This is a genomic window from Piscirickettsia litoralis (genome assembly GCF_001720395.1).
GTDB classification, from domain to species: domain Bacteria; phylum Pseudomonadota; class Gammaproteobacteria; order Piscirickettsiales; family Piscirickettsiaceae; genus Piscirickettsia; species Piscirickettsia litoralis.
Genome location: NZ_MDTU01000001.1, coordinates 2204596 through 2217953, shown reverse-complemented (window position 1 = coordinate 2217953; position 13358 = coordinate 2204596). Strand labels below are relative to the sequence as shown.

The following is a 13358-nucleotide window of genomic DNA, read 5'->3' as shown; positions in this document are numbered from 1 at the left end:
TGCAGCAAGCTTTTTCACTTACACCGTTAAATTATAAAGTGATACCCAGACCCTGATGGCTTCGGCTAATCAGCCTCACAACAACAAATTCAAGAACAAACTCAATTAAATATTTAAAGCCACTGATACTCTAAATCACCCATAACATCCATTGCCATTTGCAAATCATCGTTATGAACAAACAGAAAGCTCATCTCATAGGTCGGCGCTACAAAGCTTTCAATCTCCTCGCTATTTAGGCGCGAGCACAACAAGTTTAATCGTTGTTCGCTGTTATCATTTTCATCAAGAAAATGCAAGGCACGCCAACCACGACTAGCGCCGCGGATGCGCTTAGGCATATCCTTCTCTTTCAGGACCAGCCTTAACCCTTCGGTATCACTACTTAACGAATAAAAAGATAACGTTTCAAGCGCTGGCAGCGGCGTCCCCACTTTAAAGCGACATATAGCAAAGCGTGCGCGTAAGCAATTAATTTTCATCAGCCCTCCTTGGTAACCATAACACAGGATGAGTGATTTTACCCAAGGCATAAAAAAACCCAAATCTGTTGTTTGGGTTTTGAATTTGGTGCCGGCACCAAGAGTCGAACTCGGGACCTACTGATTACAAATCAGTTGCTCTACCAGCTGAGCTATACCGGCGATAGCGGGAATTTTACCAAGTTTCAGCCATCTGTCAACACTTTAATGTTGTTAATTTTTCCTTATGAATTTTTATTCTTCATTTAGAGTAAACTTAAAATGACAGCCTTGACCTAAACCCTCAGACTCTACCCAAATATCGCCACGATGGGCAAGAACAATGCGCCGACAGGTTGCTAGACCCACGCCACTACCTTCGAACTCATTATGACTATGCAAACGCGTAAATGCGGTAAATATTTGATCTGCATATTGAGGGTCAATTCCCAAGCCATTATCACGCACACCATAGACGGGGTATTTTCCTGTCGTATCAAGGGTAAAAGTGATATGCGGGTTGCCTGCATGATATTTTAAAGCATTTTCGATAAGGTGCTGATAAAGCATAATCAATAGTGATTTAGTCCCCACCGCTTTTGCATCTTTAAAATCGACGGTGATTTTAGCATTCTGAGCGCTAATCATCTTGCGCTTTGCGTGTAAAGCCTCATCGATACAACGGCCAATTTCAACCTCTTCCTCAATAAAATTCGCATTCGCACGCGAATATTCCAAAATATCGGTAATTGAAATATACATGCGCTTGGCAATATCATTAATCAAACGCAGAGACTCTAAACCTTGCTTACTTAAGTTTTCTTCTTTTTGTAAAGACTCTACATGCAACAGCATCATACGCATCGGCTCTTTTAGCTCACCCGAAGCTGCGCTGTCAAAATGCTCCAACTCATTATAACTTTGCTGTAAATCAATTTGCTTTTCGTACAACAAACGGCTCATTTTATTAATCGAATGCACAAGTGCATCATCATCGCTGCGCGGGGTAATTTGTTGATTATACTGCCCTGCGCCAATTAACTCCGCCGCTTCGGTAATATCTTCTAACGTTTTTACCATCAAATGCAAAGACAACGCAATATCAGCCATTTCATCATGACTATGAATTAAATCTGGATATTCTAAATAGCCATAATTAGCAATACTTCTAATCGTTAACGTTAAACTTCGCAAGGGTTTTACCACATAAAAAAACAGCATCAATGATAAACCCACCAAAACAAAAATAATCAGCGGCCCAACAATAGCAACTATTTTTGTCACCTCAGCCATTTTCTTTTCGATTTGCTGACTCTGCATATGGCTTTGATCATTGATTATTTTATATAGGCTTGTCTTGGTATTAAAATAAAGTTTTCTTTCATCTTCATCTCGACTAAAAAACTTAGTTTCATCAGGGCGACTTCTAATATCCCTTACAAACTTCTGATAATCTCTAACTAAAGCTTCCAAAGTAAATAGGTCCGATTGCTCCGCACGCGTTAGCTGACTTAGCTTGCGGTATTTTCTAATTAAATTTAGCGCCTGCATAGATGTTTGATCAAACTCATCTAAACCTGCCTTATTATGGGACTTAATAAAATCATGATAAGCCCCGATCATGCCATGAAAACCAAAAGAGTCTTCCAACTTATTTAATAAAGTTATTTTGCCGCGTGTAGTATTTAAATATTCTTGCCAATCGGTATGAACTTGACGCATCCCTAAATAAGAACTAAAGCCAAAAATAGCGATCAATATTAAAAGCAAGGATAAAACCAGCAATACCCTCGTGTTAATTCGCATAAAAACTCACTTATACCATCCCAATATATATAGTATAAAAGCGTTTTTAAAATTATCTTGTCCATTCAATCACAAAACCAATAAAACTTTTTGAGCAAACAAAAATCAAGACCAGCCAAACCGATAAAACATGATCAACAACGCTCTTCACAAAAACGCAACCTATTAATAAATATGAAATTTTTCAATCAACATAAAAAATTAAAAATAACAAATTAATTAAGCAATAAATCAATCTAATATAAAAATAGAAAATAACAAATAAAACGAAAAATATACTTGACAAAATAAAATCCATATTAATTAACAAAATATAGCAACAAAAAACGTCAAAATTTTATAGCAAAGCGCTAAAATATCATTTTTGTTTTACGCACTTAAAAAAATAAAATCAAGCAATTCTCCATGTTAAAAATTCAACTTTCGAAATTGGCATTTATTTTGCAATAGAAAATTTTAAGTCCTTTTAAAACATAAGGAAAATAGCTGTACTACACTTTAAATGTCGTAATTGACTAGGGTACTAGCGACGACAAATAAATCTCCTGGAGGCTTAGGAGTATTAAAAGAATCTCGAAACTAGTAGTTTCATCATTTTTGCTTTGTGCAACTTATGGGAGAGTTTTTTTAAATCAAAAACGGCTAACGTATGCAGTCGCTTTTTTTGACACTTAAGGATTTAAAATGGGCTGCCACCCCTTTAAATCCTTTTAGTTTAAATCGATTTAAATTATGGAAATTAAATCTTTAAAGGAACGATCTAATGGGAAATAATGTAACACGGAACGGGAAAACAAACAATACCCCGACCTTTAAAAAATCACTGCTAGCAGCAAGCTTCGCTGTTGCTTTGGTAGGGATTGGTACGAATGCACATGCCGCTGCAAGTACGATTGTTTCAGGCTCAGGAAACATTGAGGTAGTCAGTGGAGCAACAGCTGCGGCTGGCACGCAAGCAACTACCATCACAGGCACAGGGACATCAACCCTTACAGGTAAAACAATCGCAGCTACTGTTGGCGCTGTTACTTTAACTTCTGATGATCAGGCGACTCAATTAGATGTTGGTGACACGACAGCGTTAACAGGATTGCTCACAGTTGCAGATACTGCTGGAAGCACACAGGCAAGCACCATTAATATCACTGCCGCACACACCGGTGCAGCAGCTGGCGTTATTAGCCATGCCGATACGACTGGTGACACGAATATTAATATCTCAGCAAATACATCATCAGCCAACGGTAGTGATGCTATTGCTTCCACCGCAGCAGCAGGTTCATCTTCAAAGCTAATTGTAGCCCTCACAGGCACCGGCACAACTTTAACGGGTACAGGTGATGCTGGCGCAATTCAAACTGTTGGCTCCGCAATTGATTTAACTTTAGCTGCAAATACAACAGTCACGAGTGCTAAAGCAGCCACAGGCGCTACTATAGAATCTTCAACGGGCGCAATTACAGTTAACAACTCTGGTGCAATTAACAATACAAATGCACTTGACGATGCGATAACAACGGTGGTGACTGCCGCTGGGGGCAACGCGATTACCGGTGGTTTAGTAACCATTACAAATAATGTAACGGGTACTATAGAGGGCGTTCAAGTCAGTGGTACGGCTCAAGCTAACTCAACAACTGGAACAGCAACAACGGGCGGAATTACCGTTTCAGCAAACTCAGGAACAATCACAGACCTAGTTTCATCAACCACAGGTGGTGCAGGTGGAGGAACAAATGCTGGTGGAGCCGCAACAGCTAATGCCGTTACTGTCACCGCAAATAGTGGAACTATCACAAATGGCATTACTTCAACAGCAGTTGGTGGTTTAGGTGACGGAGCAGGCGCTCGCAACGGTGGTGCAGCTACTGGTGCAGCTATCACAATCACAGCAAACAATGTTGGTGCTAATGCCGGTAACATACTAAGCCGTGCAACTGGTGGTGGTGATGGCGCTGGTGGCGGTAATGGTGGTGCCGCAACTGGTGGGCTTATCACTATCACTCAAAACTCTGGCACTATCGGTACAATCACAACAGATGTCGCAGCACAAGCAGGTACTGCCGGTGCTGGTAATGCGGGTGCTGGAACAGGTGGTAATATCCTTATATCAGCGAATACAGGCACAATCGGAGCAGTTGCTTCAACCGCCAATGCCAATGTAGACGGTGGCGTCAATACAGGTGGTGACATTACCCTGACCAATAACGCTGGAGGAACAGTTGCATCGGTTAGTGTAAGCACCGCAGGAACAGATGGTAAATTGACAGTTACCAACTCAGGAACAATAACTGGTGTTGCAACTGGTGGTACTGGCAGCGCCGATAGTCTAACCATGAGCGGCACATCTTCTGTTGGCAACGTCACTAACATTGAAACAATTAAAGTGACTGATGGCAAAGCAACATTTGGCACTGTAGATAACACTAATGGTGATGTATCTCTAGAAGGTTCTTCTGAAGGTATATTCAGTACGGTTGGTGTTAACGTAACAGGTACTGCCAACCAAAGTAACACTATACGTATTACTAATACTCCATCAGCAGCATCTAAAACGCTTGACGGTGGTACTGGTACTGGTACGAATCTGATTGATTTAGACAATGTTGATTTAACTGCTGCCAATACACCAACCCTTAAGAACTTTACACAAATGGAGGTCGCTAACGGTACTAAGCTAGCAGCTAATATAGTTAGCAGCGGCAATGCGGATGGCTTAAATATAAGTAAATTCACATTAACCGGCGGTACATTAGATCCAAATAGTAAAACTGTCGATGCTGCAACCGTAATATTAAAAGGTACGCTAGCGAATACGGCATTAACTCTCGGAGCCTCTGATCAAACGGTCACTCTCGATGGTTCTGGCAATTTAGGTCAAACACTCGATGGCGGCTCAGGAACAAACCAATTAATATCCAAAGGCACGTCTGGAGTAAGTACCGTTAGCAACTTTGACTCTATACACGTTCAGGATGGTACCTTTACTCTAAATGCAAATGTAACCCTAACAGGCAATAAGACATTTACCCTCGATCAAGGAGCAACGTTAACTCCGGGGGCGAATACAATTAACCCAACAACAGCAAATCTAAATGGTATTATCACGGGTAATAACCTGACTTTTGCTGCGGGCACAGCCTCTACAATTAATATTGGACCTGGGTTTGATGCAAACGATGGCGGTACATTCAGAAGCATTAACGCAGAATCTGCTGCAGATTCTGACACTGTGACTGTTACCGGAACATCCACGGCAGCGGACAGCCTAAGACCACAGTTAGGTGGCTTTACGAATGTAGAAACAATTACAACTTCACTGTTTACTCAGCTAGGTGGAAGCGTAACAACAGTTACTTCATTCACAAACACGGGAACATTACAACTTACAACAGGGGGCGCTGGCTACACCCTTGATAAGTTAGCAAACAATGGAACATTAGACGTTTCTTCTGCTGCCGCTAATGCTGCAACAATTACAGCCTTATCTGGCACCGGCGACATCTTCTTTAACTCTCAAGGTGCCGCAATTGCAACTCCGCAATTAACAATCAATAATAGCGCGGGCTACACTCATGCAGGATCTGTGAAAGTATTTGCGGATACTAGCACAGCGACGGCAACTGCTAATGAGCAAGTGAATTTAATAGCAACGAATGGTTACACCCAAAGTTCAAATTCACTAACCTTCCAAGCGGTTCCAAACACAGTTGACGCTGGTGGAGATGCGACCTTAACGATCACTGGTGGAGCAATCCAACTTGCAGGAACCAAAATCATCGTTGAAAAAGCTCCTCAGGGCAGCAACTTCACAGATGGTAATATCAAGCAGTTTACAAATAATGAAACACTAGCGATCATTAATGCTTCAGGAGCTACATCGCTTGATGATAGCGCCCTTAACATAGTCTCTACTGCTTTATTACCTGCTAAACGTAAAGATGGTGAAACTGGCCAAACTGTCACAATTGTAGCGAATGGTGAGTCCCAAGCGATTCAAGATGTTGTTGACCCTCGCTTCTCTGCCTTTGCAAATGCAAATTTAGACAGCTACTCCAGCGCCGCAACGGGCTTAACAAATGCTCAAGTCCTATCCAATGCGACTCTAAGCATGACTCAAGACGAGTTAAATACCTTTTTAGATCAAGTCACTCCTGATAGCTCAGGATCTAACACCTATGGTGTAATCAGTGCATTGAATACCTTTGCCGGCTCTGGTGGTGTGTTACAAAACCGTGTGACTGCATTGCAAGGAGCACAACTTGCTAGCATTCCAGGCACAGGGATCGCAACGGGTTCTGGTGCAGCTAAGCATGGTGTTTGGGGTGAAGTCTTCGGTGGTAAGGTTGAAGATGATGGACGTGATGGTGGCTTTGGTTACGATGCCAACACCTATGGTCTGACCATGGGTGCTGATACCCTCATCGGCCGTAACTTTACTCTAGGTTTCGCCTTAGCCTATGGTAAAACTGATGTAGATACTCAAACACGCCAACAGCAATCCAATGTGAAGAGTTACCTTGGTAGCTTATACATGGGTGTGACAGTTGATAAGTTCTTTATCAATGGTAACATCGCCTATGGCTTAAACCAATATGACTACACCAACCAAATCACCTCAGGTGTAGCACAAACCTTAAGCGCGGAATACAATGGTAATGTCTTCTCTGCTAATGTAGCAGCAGGCTTTAACATTCCGTTATCTCATGCACTGTCTTTAACTCCGCTGGGCTCTGCAAGCTACACTTATGTGAACGCAGAAGAGTACACAGAAACCAGTAGTGTGACCACAGGTAGTGCGGCACAAACCATTCAGCAAGAGCCCGTACACGCGATTCGCGTCGGTGCAGGGGTTCGCTTAGCTTATAACATGGCATCTGGAGATAATGTCTTTACACCTAGCTTGCAGTTGATGGCTTACCATCAAACCGGTAACCGTGTTGACTCACGTACCGTACTCGCCGGTGGAGCAGGTAATCCAGATACAGCGGGTGTGCTAGTTGAAGGGGTCGATCCAGATCGTAACATCCTCTCTGCTCAATTAGGCTTAAACATGAAGCTTGGTCAGAGCTGGATGGCATCGGTTTCTGGTCAGTATGACTGGGAGTCTCACTCATCAGCGTATAGCGGTTCTGTGAAGGTCCGTTATAACTTCTAATTTTATTACTTTAACCAACCTTAGAAAGGCAGCGTAAGCTGCCTTTCTATTGCCTAAGAAGTACCCTGATTACTCGTAGTGGCTCCACATTCGTATTATTTTTATAAATTTGTCATCGACAACTTGGTAGACAAGACGATGTTGATAACTAATACGCCTGGACAAAGCGCCGGTAAGATCACCAACCAACACCTTTACAGGTGGTGGTTCTTGATATGGATCTACAACAATAATATCAAGAAGGCTTTTAGCGTCTTCTTTTAATCCGCTTTTAGTTAATTTTTTGGCATCTTTTTTCGCTTGAGCGGTATATTTTAATAGATACACAAAAGATCACCAATCGAGCTTATCTGAACAATCATCAATGGGTTGCTCTAGCCCTTCTCGTATGCTTTCAGCCATTCCAGGTATAGACATTAAATGCAAAGTTTCCTGAATATTTTCCCAGTCTTTCTCCGAAACCATGACGGCATTGCCTTTTTTGCCTGTAATATGAACGGGTTCGTGACTTTGCTCAAGGTTTTCTACAAGTTTATAAATATCGCTGCGCACTTGAGTAATATTTAATGTTTTCATGGCTGTTACCCTTTTCAAACACAGTTTATAACTTCTCATGACTCCATAAGTATACCACAAACCCACCAAAACGTACGCTTTTACGTCACAGAAGATTGATTTTGCGCTAATTTAAAATTTACTCTTAATAATGAAAGCACTAGACTTAGTAATGCACATCTACCCATTTTAGGAGGGAATCATGGACTGGACTGATGGCTATCATACTGACTCTGAATACGTCGCTGATTTTTTTAAAGAACTCGCCCCAAACTATCTAGACTTTATCTGTGCGATCAATAAAGTCTCGCCGCCTACATCCAAAAAAAATCTTTCGTTATTGTGAATTAGGCTCAGGTAATGGCGTCACTGCAAATATCTTAGCCGCCTCTTTTCCTGAGGCTGAGTTTCATGCCATCGATTTTATGCCGGTGCATATTGCTAATGCACGCCATTTAGCCGATGAAGCTGAACTTAACAACATGCATTTTCATGAAACAAGCTTTCAAGACGCTGATCAATTGAACCTCGGCAAATTTGATTATATCGTCCTCCATGGTGTTTATTCATGGATCAGCGAGAAAAACCGCCTCGCCGTTTGTGAGTTTATTAAAGATCATTTAAACACCGGTGGCATTGTTTATAACAGCTACAACAGCATGCCCGGCTGGAGCCACGTCTTGCCGTTTCGTGAAGCCATTAACTCCATGAGCCAAAGCCACAATGCCCATACGGTGGCGAAAGTCCAAATTGCTAGAAGCTATATTCAAAAACTTAAAGGAAAAAAATGCTGCTTTTATTCGCTTAAACCCACAAATCGAGCAACAAATCAATGAGCTTGAAAGGTTCAAAGAACAATATCTTGCCCAGGAGTATTTAAACCAAGACTGGAACCCGTTATACGTCACTGACATTATGAATGAGATGGGAGACGCTAAATTAAGCTATATTGGCTCTGCCACACTTTATGATAATTATAACCAATACCAGTTAACTCCAGAACAAATTGAGCTGGTCAATGAGCAACCAACAGTCGCTATGCGTGAGTTCACTAAAGACTTATTGGTCAATAAAAAATTCCGCCGAGATGTCTACTGCCGAGGCGCACGTATTTTGACTGATAAAGAGCAAATAGAAATTTTACAAAAATTTTCTATCGCACTGGTCTGCCAACCTGAAGATATTAAATTAAAAGTAACGATTGATGTCGGTGAGGTTTCTCTCAGTGAAGAAAAAGCCTTACCTGTCGTTGCTGCTCTCAAAAATAACGCAGTTGCTATTAAAAATATCATGAAGGTCACCGACTTTAGCCTCAATGATGTTTTAAGTGTCGTCAGTGTATTATTGATGAGCAACCAAGCAGTATTAGTGAATCCTGTTAAGTCACAAAAATCCATTCAGAAAATTAACCAAATTATCTGTGAACGTGCCTTTTCTGATCAAGCCCTCAACTTTTTTGCTTATCAAGGAACTGGCTTAAGTATTAGCCCTGAAGATCAAATGCTGTTAAAGCACAGCAAAAAACTCAGCGGCAGCCAGCTCGTGACTAAAATGCTCCAAGAAATGAAATCACACAATCGAGCTTTTATTTCTGAAGGCAAATTAATCCAAGAGCAAGAAGAAGCCCTCGCCCATACCGAGAAGCTCGTGCAAGAATTTGAGAAAAAGAAAAAACCACTTTACCAGCAATTAGGCTTAATCAACGATGTTTCAGAGCCCACAGGTTAATAACAGAGAAAGGGAGGCATGCCTCCCTTAATGTTGCTTAATGCAGTTAAACTTTAAGCTTAGAAACGATAACGTGCTTTTAATGACACATTATGCTCATCAGCATGCTCACGCCATGTGTAATCATAGTTCAGTGTGAGGTTCACACCCCAGATACCATACATGGTTAAACCTGCACCAATGTTATAAGATAAACGATCAGGCTTCGCCCCTTCTGTCGCTGTTGGTATCAAGTTAGTATTTGACACCTCCATATTAAAGCGATCCCCTAAGATGTCATAGTACACCCGACCATGAATCTCAGGTTGGAACACACGATTTGCATCGGAAATGATGTCATATTTTAGCTTAGCACCTAAGGCTGCTGTCCAAATATTATGATCATCAATCGCTACTTTATAACCGCCAGAAGAAAGATCATTCTCAACCATTTCATCATAAGTTAGGTGGTTAAATGTTGTTTGCGCGATCCCGCTTAAAGTCCAAGCACCACTTTTCATAAAGTCATACGTGCCTTTTAAGTTCAAGAAAGCATGACCACCATCAAACTCAGACTTGAAGGTCTGGCCTAAATTATCCATCCGCTCCGTCTCAAATTTGTTGAAACTATAACCTAAAATACCCAGTAAAAAGTATTTATCCGTTAGTTGGGTGACATAACCGGCCAACTGGTAACCATCCACATCAATCGTTGATGGGTTGCCTCCAGCCACATTGCTAATACCATTGGTATGATTACTACTATAACCAAGCGCACCACCGATACTTAGTACCGAATTTGGTCCCATCGCTTTAGAGCGATCCATCGCGAGTAATAAACCGCCCATATTCGAGCGATAGCCGTCATAACCATCATAAGCCTCTTGATTGGTATGAGTACCATAGGCTCGCGCCCACACTGAAAACGGCTTACGTTTTCCTGCAGATGCATCATTATTTGCTGCCGCTCCCCCAGTTGAGACCCCACTTTGACCAATTTGCGACACTTGCAAGCCTGTGGCTGACCCTGGTCCTTCATACACCTCAGTCACCAGGTTATTAATTGCCGAAACAAGCTCGGTTGAAGCCCCTACGGTTCCTAAGTTCGATACCGGTGCAGGCGCATCACTTGGATCAACAATCGGGGTATCTGGATTACCACAAATCCCTGGGATACCACATTTATCAGGATCGACCGGATCTGGATCTGGTGGCGTCACAGGGGTCACAGGAACCACAGGCGTCGTACCACTACCACCAGCAAGCAAGATCACTCTATCAGCATCATCTGCATCTCGCTGTGCAGTAAAGGTAATAAACTCACCATTATCATACTTTGGGTTGTCCGCTTTTTTGACCTAAATGATCAACAAAAAATACTTCTGGGCTTGAGCCAACAACAGCATCAGTACTTAATTGGCTATTAAGAATAACGGGGTATTTATCACCTTTTGTGATTTTATCTCTTGATGTACTCGGTACATAAACCCAATAATCTCCATTGGCTGTCACCCCACTCGCGGTCAGTGTATAAGCACTTGCAGTACCACCTCTAAACTGAGTAAAAAAACACACTATCTGCAGCAGAATTATAAGCTCCTTGAATCGTTCGATTACGCTGATCAATTTGACTAAATCCAATCGCAAGTTTAACTACCCCATACTGATTCAGTGTCAGCGAACCCATTGTATCTGAGTAAAGCCTTAACCCAGGCACCCTGTTTATACCCGGAGCCACCTCAAAAACAATTCCTGAATTCCCATTAACCGTAATATCTGCATCAATACGGGTATAACCATCAGTATTCACGTTGCCACTATCATCTAAAGTGCTCCCAGTAAGCACATTTTTCAAAGTCATCTGACTACCAAGATTAAGTTCAAGCAAGGATGCAGTTCCTTGTGACTCAAGTGTCATTGTCCCACGAACACCTCCTTCTTGGCTGATCGCGCCATAAGAGACAAAATTTGCCTTATCTTTAATCGTAATCGTATCCACTTCGTGCAAAGTTGGGAAACCCGCTTTATTATTACAAGCGGTATTATGAATATCACAGGCAGAAGTAAACTGTGAAGTCGTACCATTGCCAACCGTCAGCGTATCAAGTTCACCATTTTTTGTATCTTGAATACCATAGAACGTATCCTCTGGACTAAATGTGCCATCCAAAAGGGTATAGTCATTATTACCATCGCCGATGATATATCCTGATACCGCGTTAGAAATTGTTATATCATTTCTATCAGTATCGCTGGTATTATTAGGTAATAAAATATTCCCAAGAATTTTTCCTCCACCCTTCATCGTCATCGATTGAGTGGATGCAGAGGCATCAATGGCTGTGCCTATTTTTGCACCTGTACTGCTTGAACTCGTACCTTCAATAACACCTGATGCTGCAATATTCAATGTTAAACTAGAACCAGCGTTATCAATATCAGCCACAATACCAACACCCGCAGTGCCTGAGCTTCCCCCTGCTTGCCCACCTTTTATAGTAACAAGGTGATCAGTACTTGTTGTATTACTATCATCTTTATAACCAATATTTAACGTAGTGTTATTTGTTCCTGAAGTACCATCAACAATATTAATACCTGCGCCACCATTACCTGCAGTCACACCAGCGCCACCTTGACCACCAACCACGCTTGAGCGAATATTTGCAGTCGCTGTTAACGAGGAGCTAAACCCATCAGAAGCAATGCCATCATTCGTGATAAAAATCGCTTCACCACCATGACCACCATTACCTGAGGTTACGCCAGTACCGCCTTGACCACCAGCACCGCCAGTAACAACAGCACTGAGTATTTCAGTATTCAAAACAACGGTTGTATTGCCATTATTTAAAGGTGTAATACTAATCGCCTCTTCCCCGTTACCACCATGGCCACCATCTCCACAGGAAAATATAGAACAAGAAGCATTACCCCCGTTACCTCCTCGCCCACCAGTTGCAGAAGCAAGAATGTTTAAGGTTGTATTCGTATTTGCAATATCGGTAAATAAGTGAACAGCATGGTTGGAGTTATGCTGATTGTTAAAATTACCACCATCACCTCCATTGACACCAAGGCTTACACCATTTTCCCCATCTCCAGCAGCACCCCCTTGTGTCGTGTTTTTTAACATTGATGATAGATGGGGTCGTCGTTCCTACTTTAAACTGTATCGCATCACCACCACCTTGGCCATTATCACCAATACCAAGAACTTCATAAATGGCACCTTTACCTCCGGTTAAAACACCACCTGCTACATCAAAATCAATATTCACTGTCGTTGTGTCAGCTCCAGTCCTGGTAATATCCAAAGCTACAGTATCTGCACCAGTCGCGTCAGTACCATTAGTTGCATTAGAGCTTTGAGTTCCAGGGTTAAACGACCCTGAAGGAGTTGAGGTAAACAACCCTCCTGCTTTGTTAGTTACTTCTTTTGGATTAGGTGTCGCAAGGGCTAAGTCGCTTGCAACCACAGAAGTTCCATTTGCAGCAAAACTGCTTGGCAGAATTAATGCCGCACTCACTAACCCCGCCAGGGCGGTTTTTTGAAAAATCCTCGTTGATTTTTTCATTAAAGGTCGGGAGGTATTTCCCGTTATTTTTTACATTTCCATCATTAAGTTTCACTCTCTCATTAAACAACCCGTAAAAAAAGTGCAAAAAAA

At 41.9% G+C, this 13358-nt stretch carries 12 protein-coding genes and 1 tRNA gene; 4 read left to right on the top strand and 9 right to left on the bottom strand.

The window, feature by feature from the left end; translation table 11 throughout:
• Nucleotides 1-113 precede the first annotated feature (113 nt).
• From BGC07_RS10965 to BGC07_RS10955, 3 genes are all read right to left on the bottom strand, one after another.
• A complete protein-coding gene (locus tag BGC07_RS10965; RefSeq protein WP_235603101.1) occupies nucleotides 114-533 on the bottom strand; it encodes an ACT domain-containing protein in 420 nt (139 codons plus the stop codon).
• Between the two features lie 35 nt (nucleotides 534-568).
• Nucleotides 569-644, bottom strand: a tRNA-Thr gene (locus BGC07_RS10960).
• A 72-nt stretch (nucleotides 645-716) separates the two neighbouring features.
• Entirely contained in the window at nucleotides 717-2267 is a 1551-nt protein-coding gene (locus BGC07_RS10955) for a sensor histidine kinase (RefSeq protein WP_069313150.1), read from the bottom strand.
• Nucleotides 2268-3030: 763 nt separating this feature from the next.
• On the opposite strand from BGC07_RS10955, the gene BGC07_RS10950 reads away from it, so the two are divergent.
• Nucleotides 3031-7425: an autotransporter domain-containing protein gene (locus tag BGC07_RS10950; protein ID WP_069313149.1), complete on the top strand. Its 4395-nt coding sequence runs from the start codon at nucleotides 3031-3033 to the stop codon at nucleotides 7423-7425.
• Between the two features lie 69 nt (nucleotides 7426-7494).
• Here the strand turns inward: BGC07_RS10950 and BGC07_RS10945 are convergent, their stop codons facing one another.
• Nucleotides 7495-7752, bottom strand: coding sequence for a Txe/YoeB family addiction module toxin (locus BGC07_RS10945; RefSeq protein ID WP_069313148.1), 258 nt, complete (start codon nucleotides 7750-7752; stop codon nucleotides 7495-7497).
• A gap of 6 nt (nucleotides 7753-7758) precedes the next feature.
• A complete protein-coding gene (locus BGC07_RS10940; RefSeq protein WP_069313147.1) occupies nucleotides 7759-8001 on the bottom strand; it encodes a type II toxin-antitoxin system Phd/YefM family antitoxin in 243 nt (80 codons plus the stop codon).
• Between the two features lie 181 nt (nucleotides 8002-8182).
• Between BGC07_RS10940 and BGC07_RS20690 the strand changes: the two genes are divergently transcribed.
• The 3 genes from BGC07_RS20690 to BGC07_RS10935 are packed head-to-tail and all read left to right on the top strand — an operon-like array spanning nucleotide 8183 to nucleotide 9708.
• The gene (locus BGC07_RS20690; protein ID WP_158006921.1) at nucleotides 8183-8326 is read left to right on the top strand and encodes a hypothetical protein; all 144 of its coding nucleotides are present in this window, start codon (nucleotides 8183-8185) and stop codon (nucleotides 8324-8326) included.
• Nucleotides 8271-8816: a class I SAM-dependent methyltransferase gene (locus BGC07_RS22260; protein ID WP_235603100.1), complete on the top strand. Its 546-nt coding sequence runs from the start codon at nucleotides 8271-8273 to the stop codon at nucleotides 8814-8816. Before BGC07_RS20690 ends, BGC07_RS22260 begins: the two co-directional genes overlap by 56 nt.
• Entirely contained in the window at nucleotides 8731-9708 is a 978-nt protein-coding gene (locus tag BGC07_RS10935; RefSeq protein ID WP_235603099.1) for a methyltransferase regulatory domain-containing protein, read from the top strand. The genes BGC07_RS22260 and BGC07_RS10935 overlap by 86 nt, the downstream gene beginning before the upstream one ends.
• Nucleotides 9709-9767: 59 nt before the next feature.
• Here the strand turns inward: BGC07_RS10935 and BGC07_RS10930 are convergent, their stop codons facing one another.
• The 4 genes from BGC07_RS10930 to BGC07_RS10915 are packed head-to-tail and all read right to left on the bottom strand — an operon-like array spanning nucleotide 9768 to nucleotide 13217.
• Nucleotides 9768-10961 (bottom strand): autotransporter outer membrane beta-barrel domain-containing protein, encoded by a 1194-nt coding sequence (locus tag BGC07_RS10930; protein WP_158006920.1) that lies wholly within the window; start codon nucleotides 10959-10961, stop codon nucleotides 9768-9770.
• Nucleotides 10962-11016: 55 nt separating this feature from the next.
• On the bottom strand, nucleotides 11017-11262 hold the full coding sequence (locus BGC07_RS10925; RefSeq protein WP_069313145.1) for a hypothetical protein: 246 nt from the start codon (nucleotides 11260-11262) through the stop codon (nucleotides 11017-11019).
• Nucleotides 11240-12823, bottom strand: coding sequence for an autotransporter outer membrane beta-barrel domain-containing protein (locus BGC07_RS10920; protein WP_069313144.1), 1584 nt, complete (start codon nucleotides 12821-12823; stop codon nucleotides 11240-11242). Before BGC07_RS10920 ends, BGC07_RS10925 begins: the two co-directional genes overlap by 23 nt.
• Nucleotides 12747-13217 (bottom strand): hypothetical protein, encoded by a 471-nt coding sequence (locus BGC07_RS10915; protein WP_139121676.1) that lies wholly within the window; start codon nucleotides 13215-13217, stop codon nucleotides 12747-12749. The genes BGC07_RS10920 and BGC07_RS10915 overlap by 77 nt, the downstream gene beginning before the upstream one ends.
• Between the last annotated feature and the right edge of the window lie 141 nt (nucleotides 13218-13358).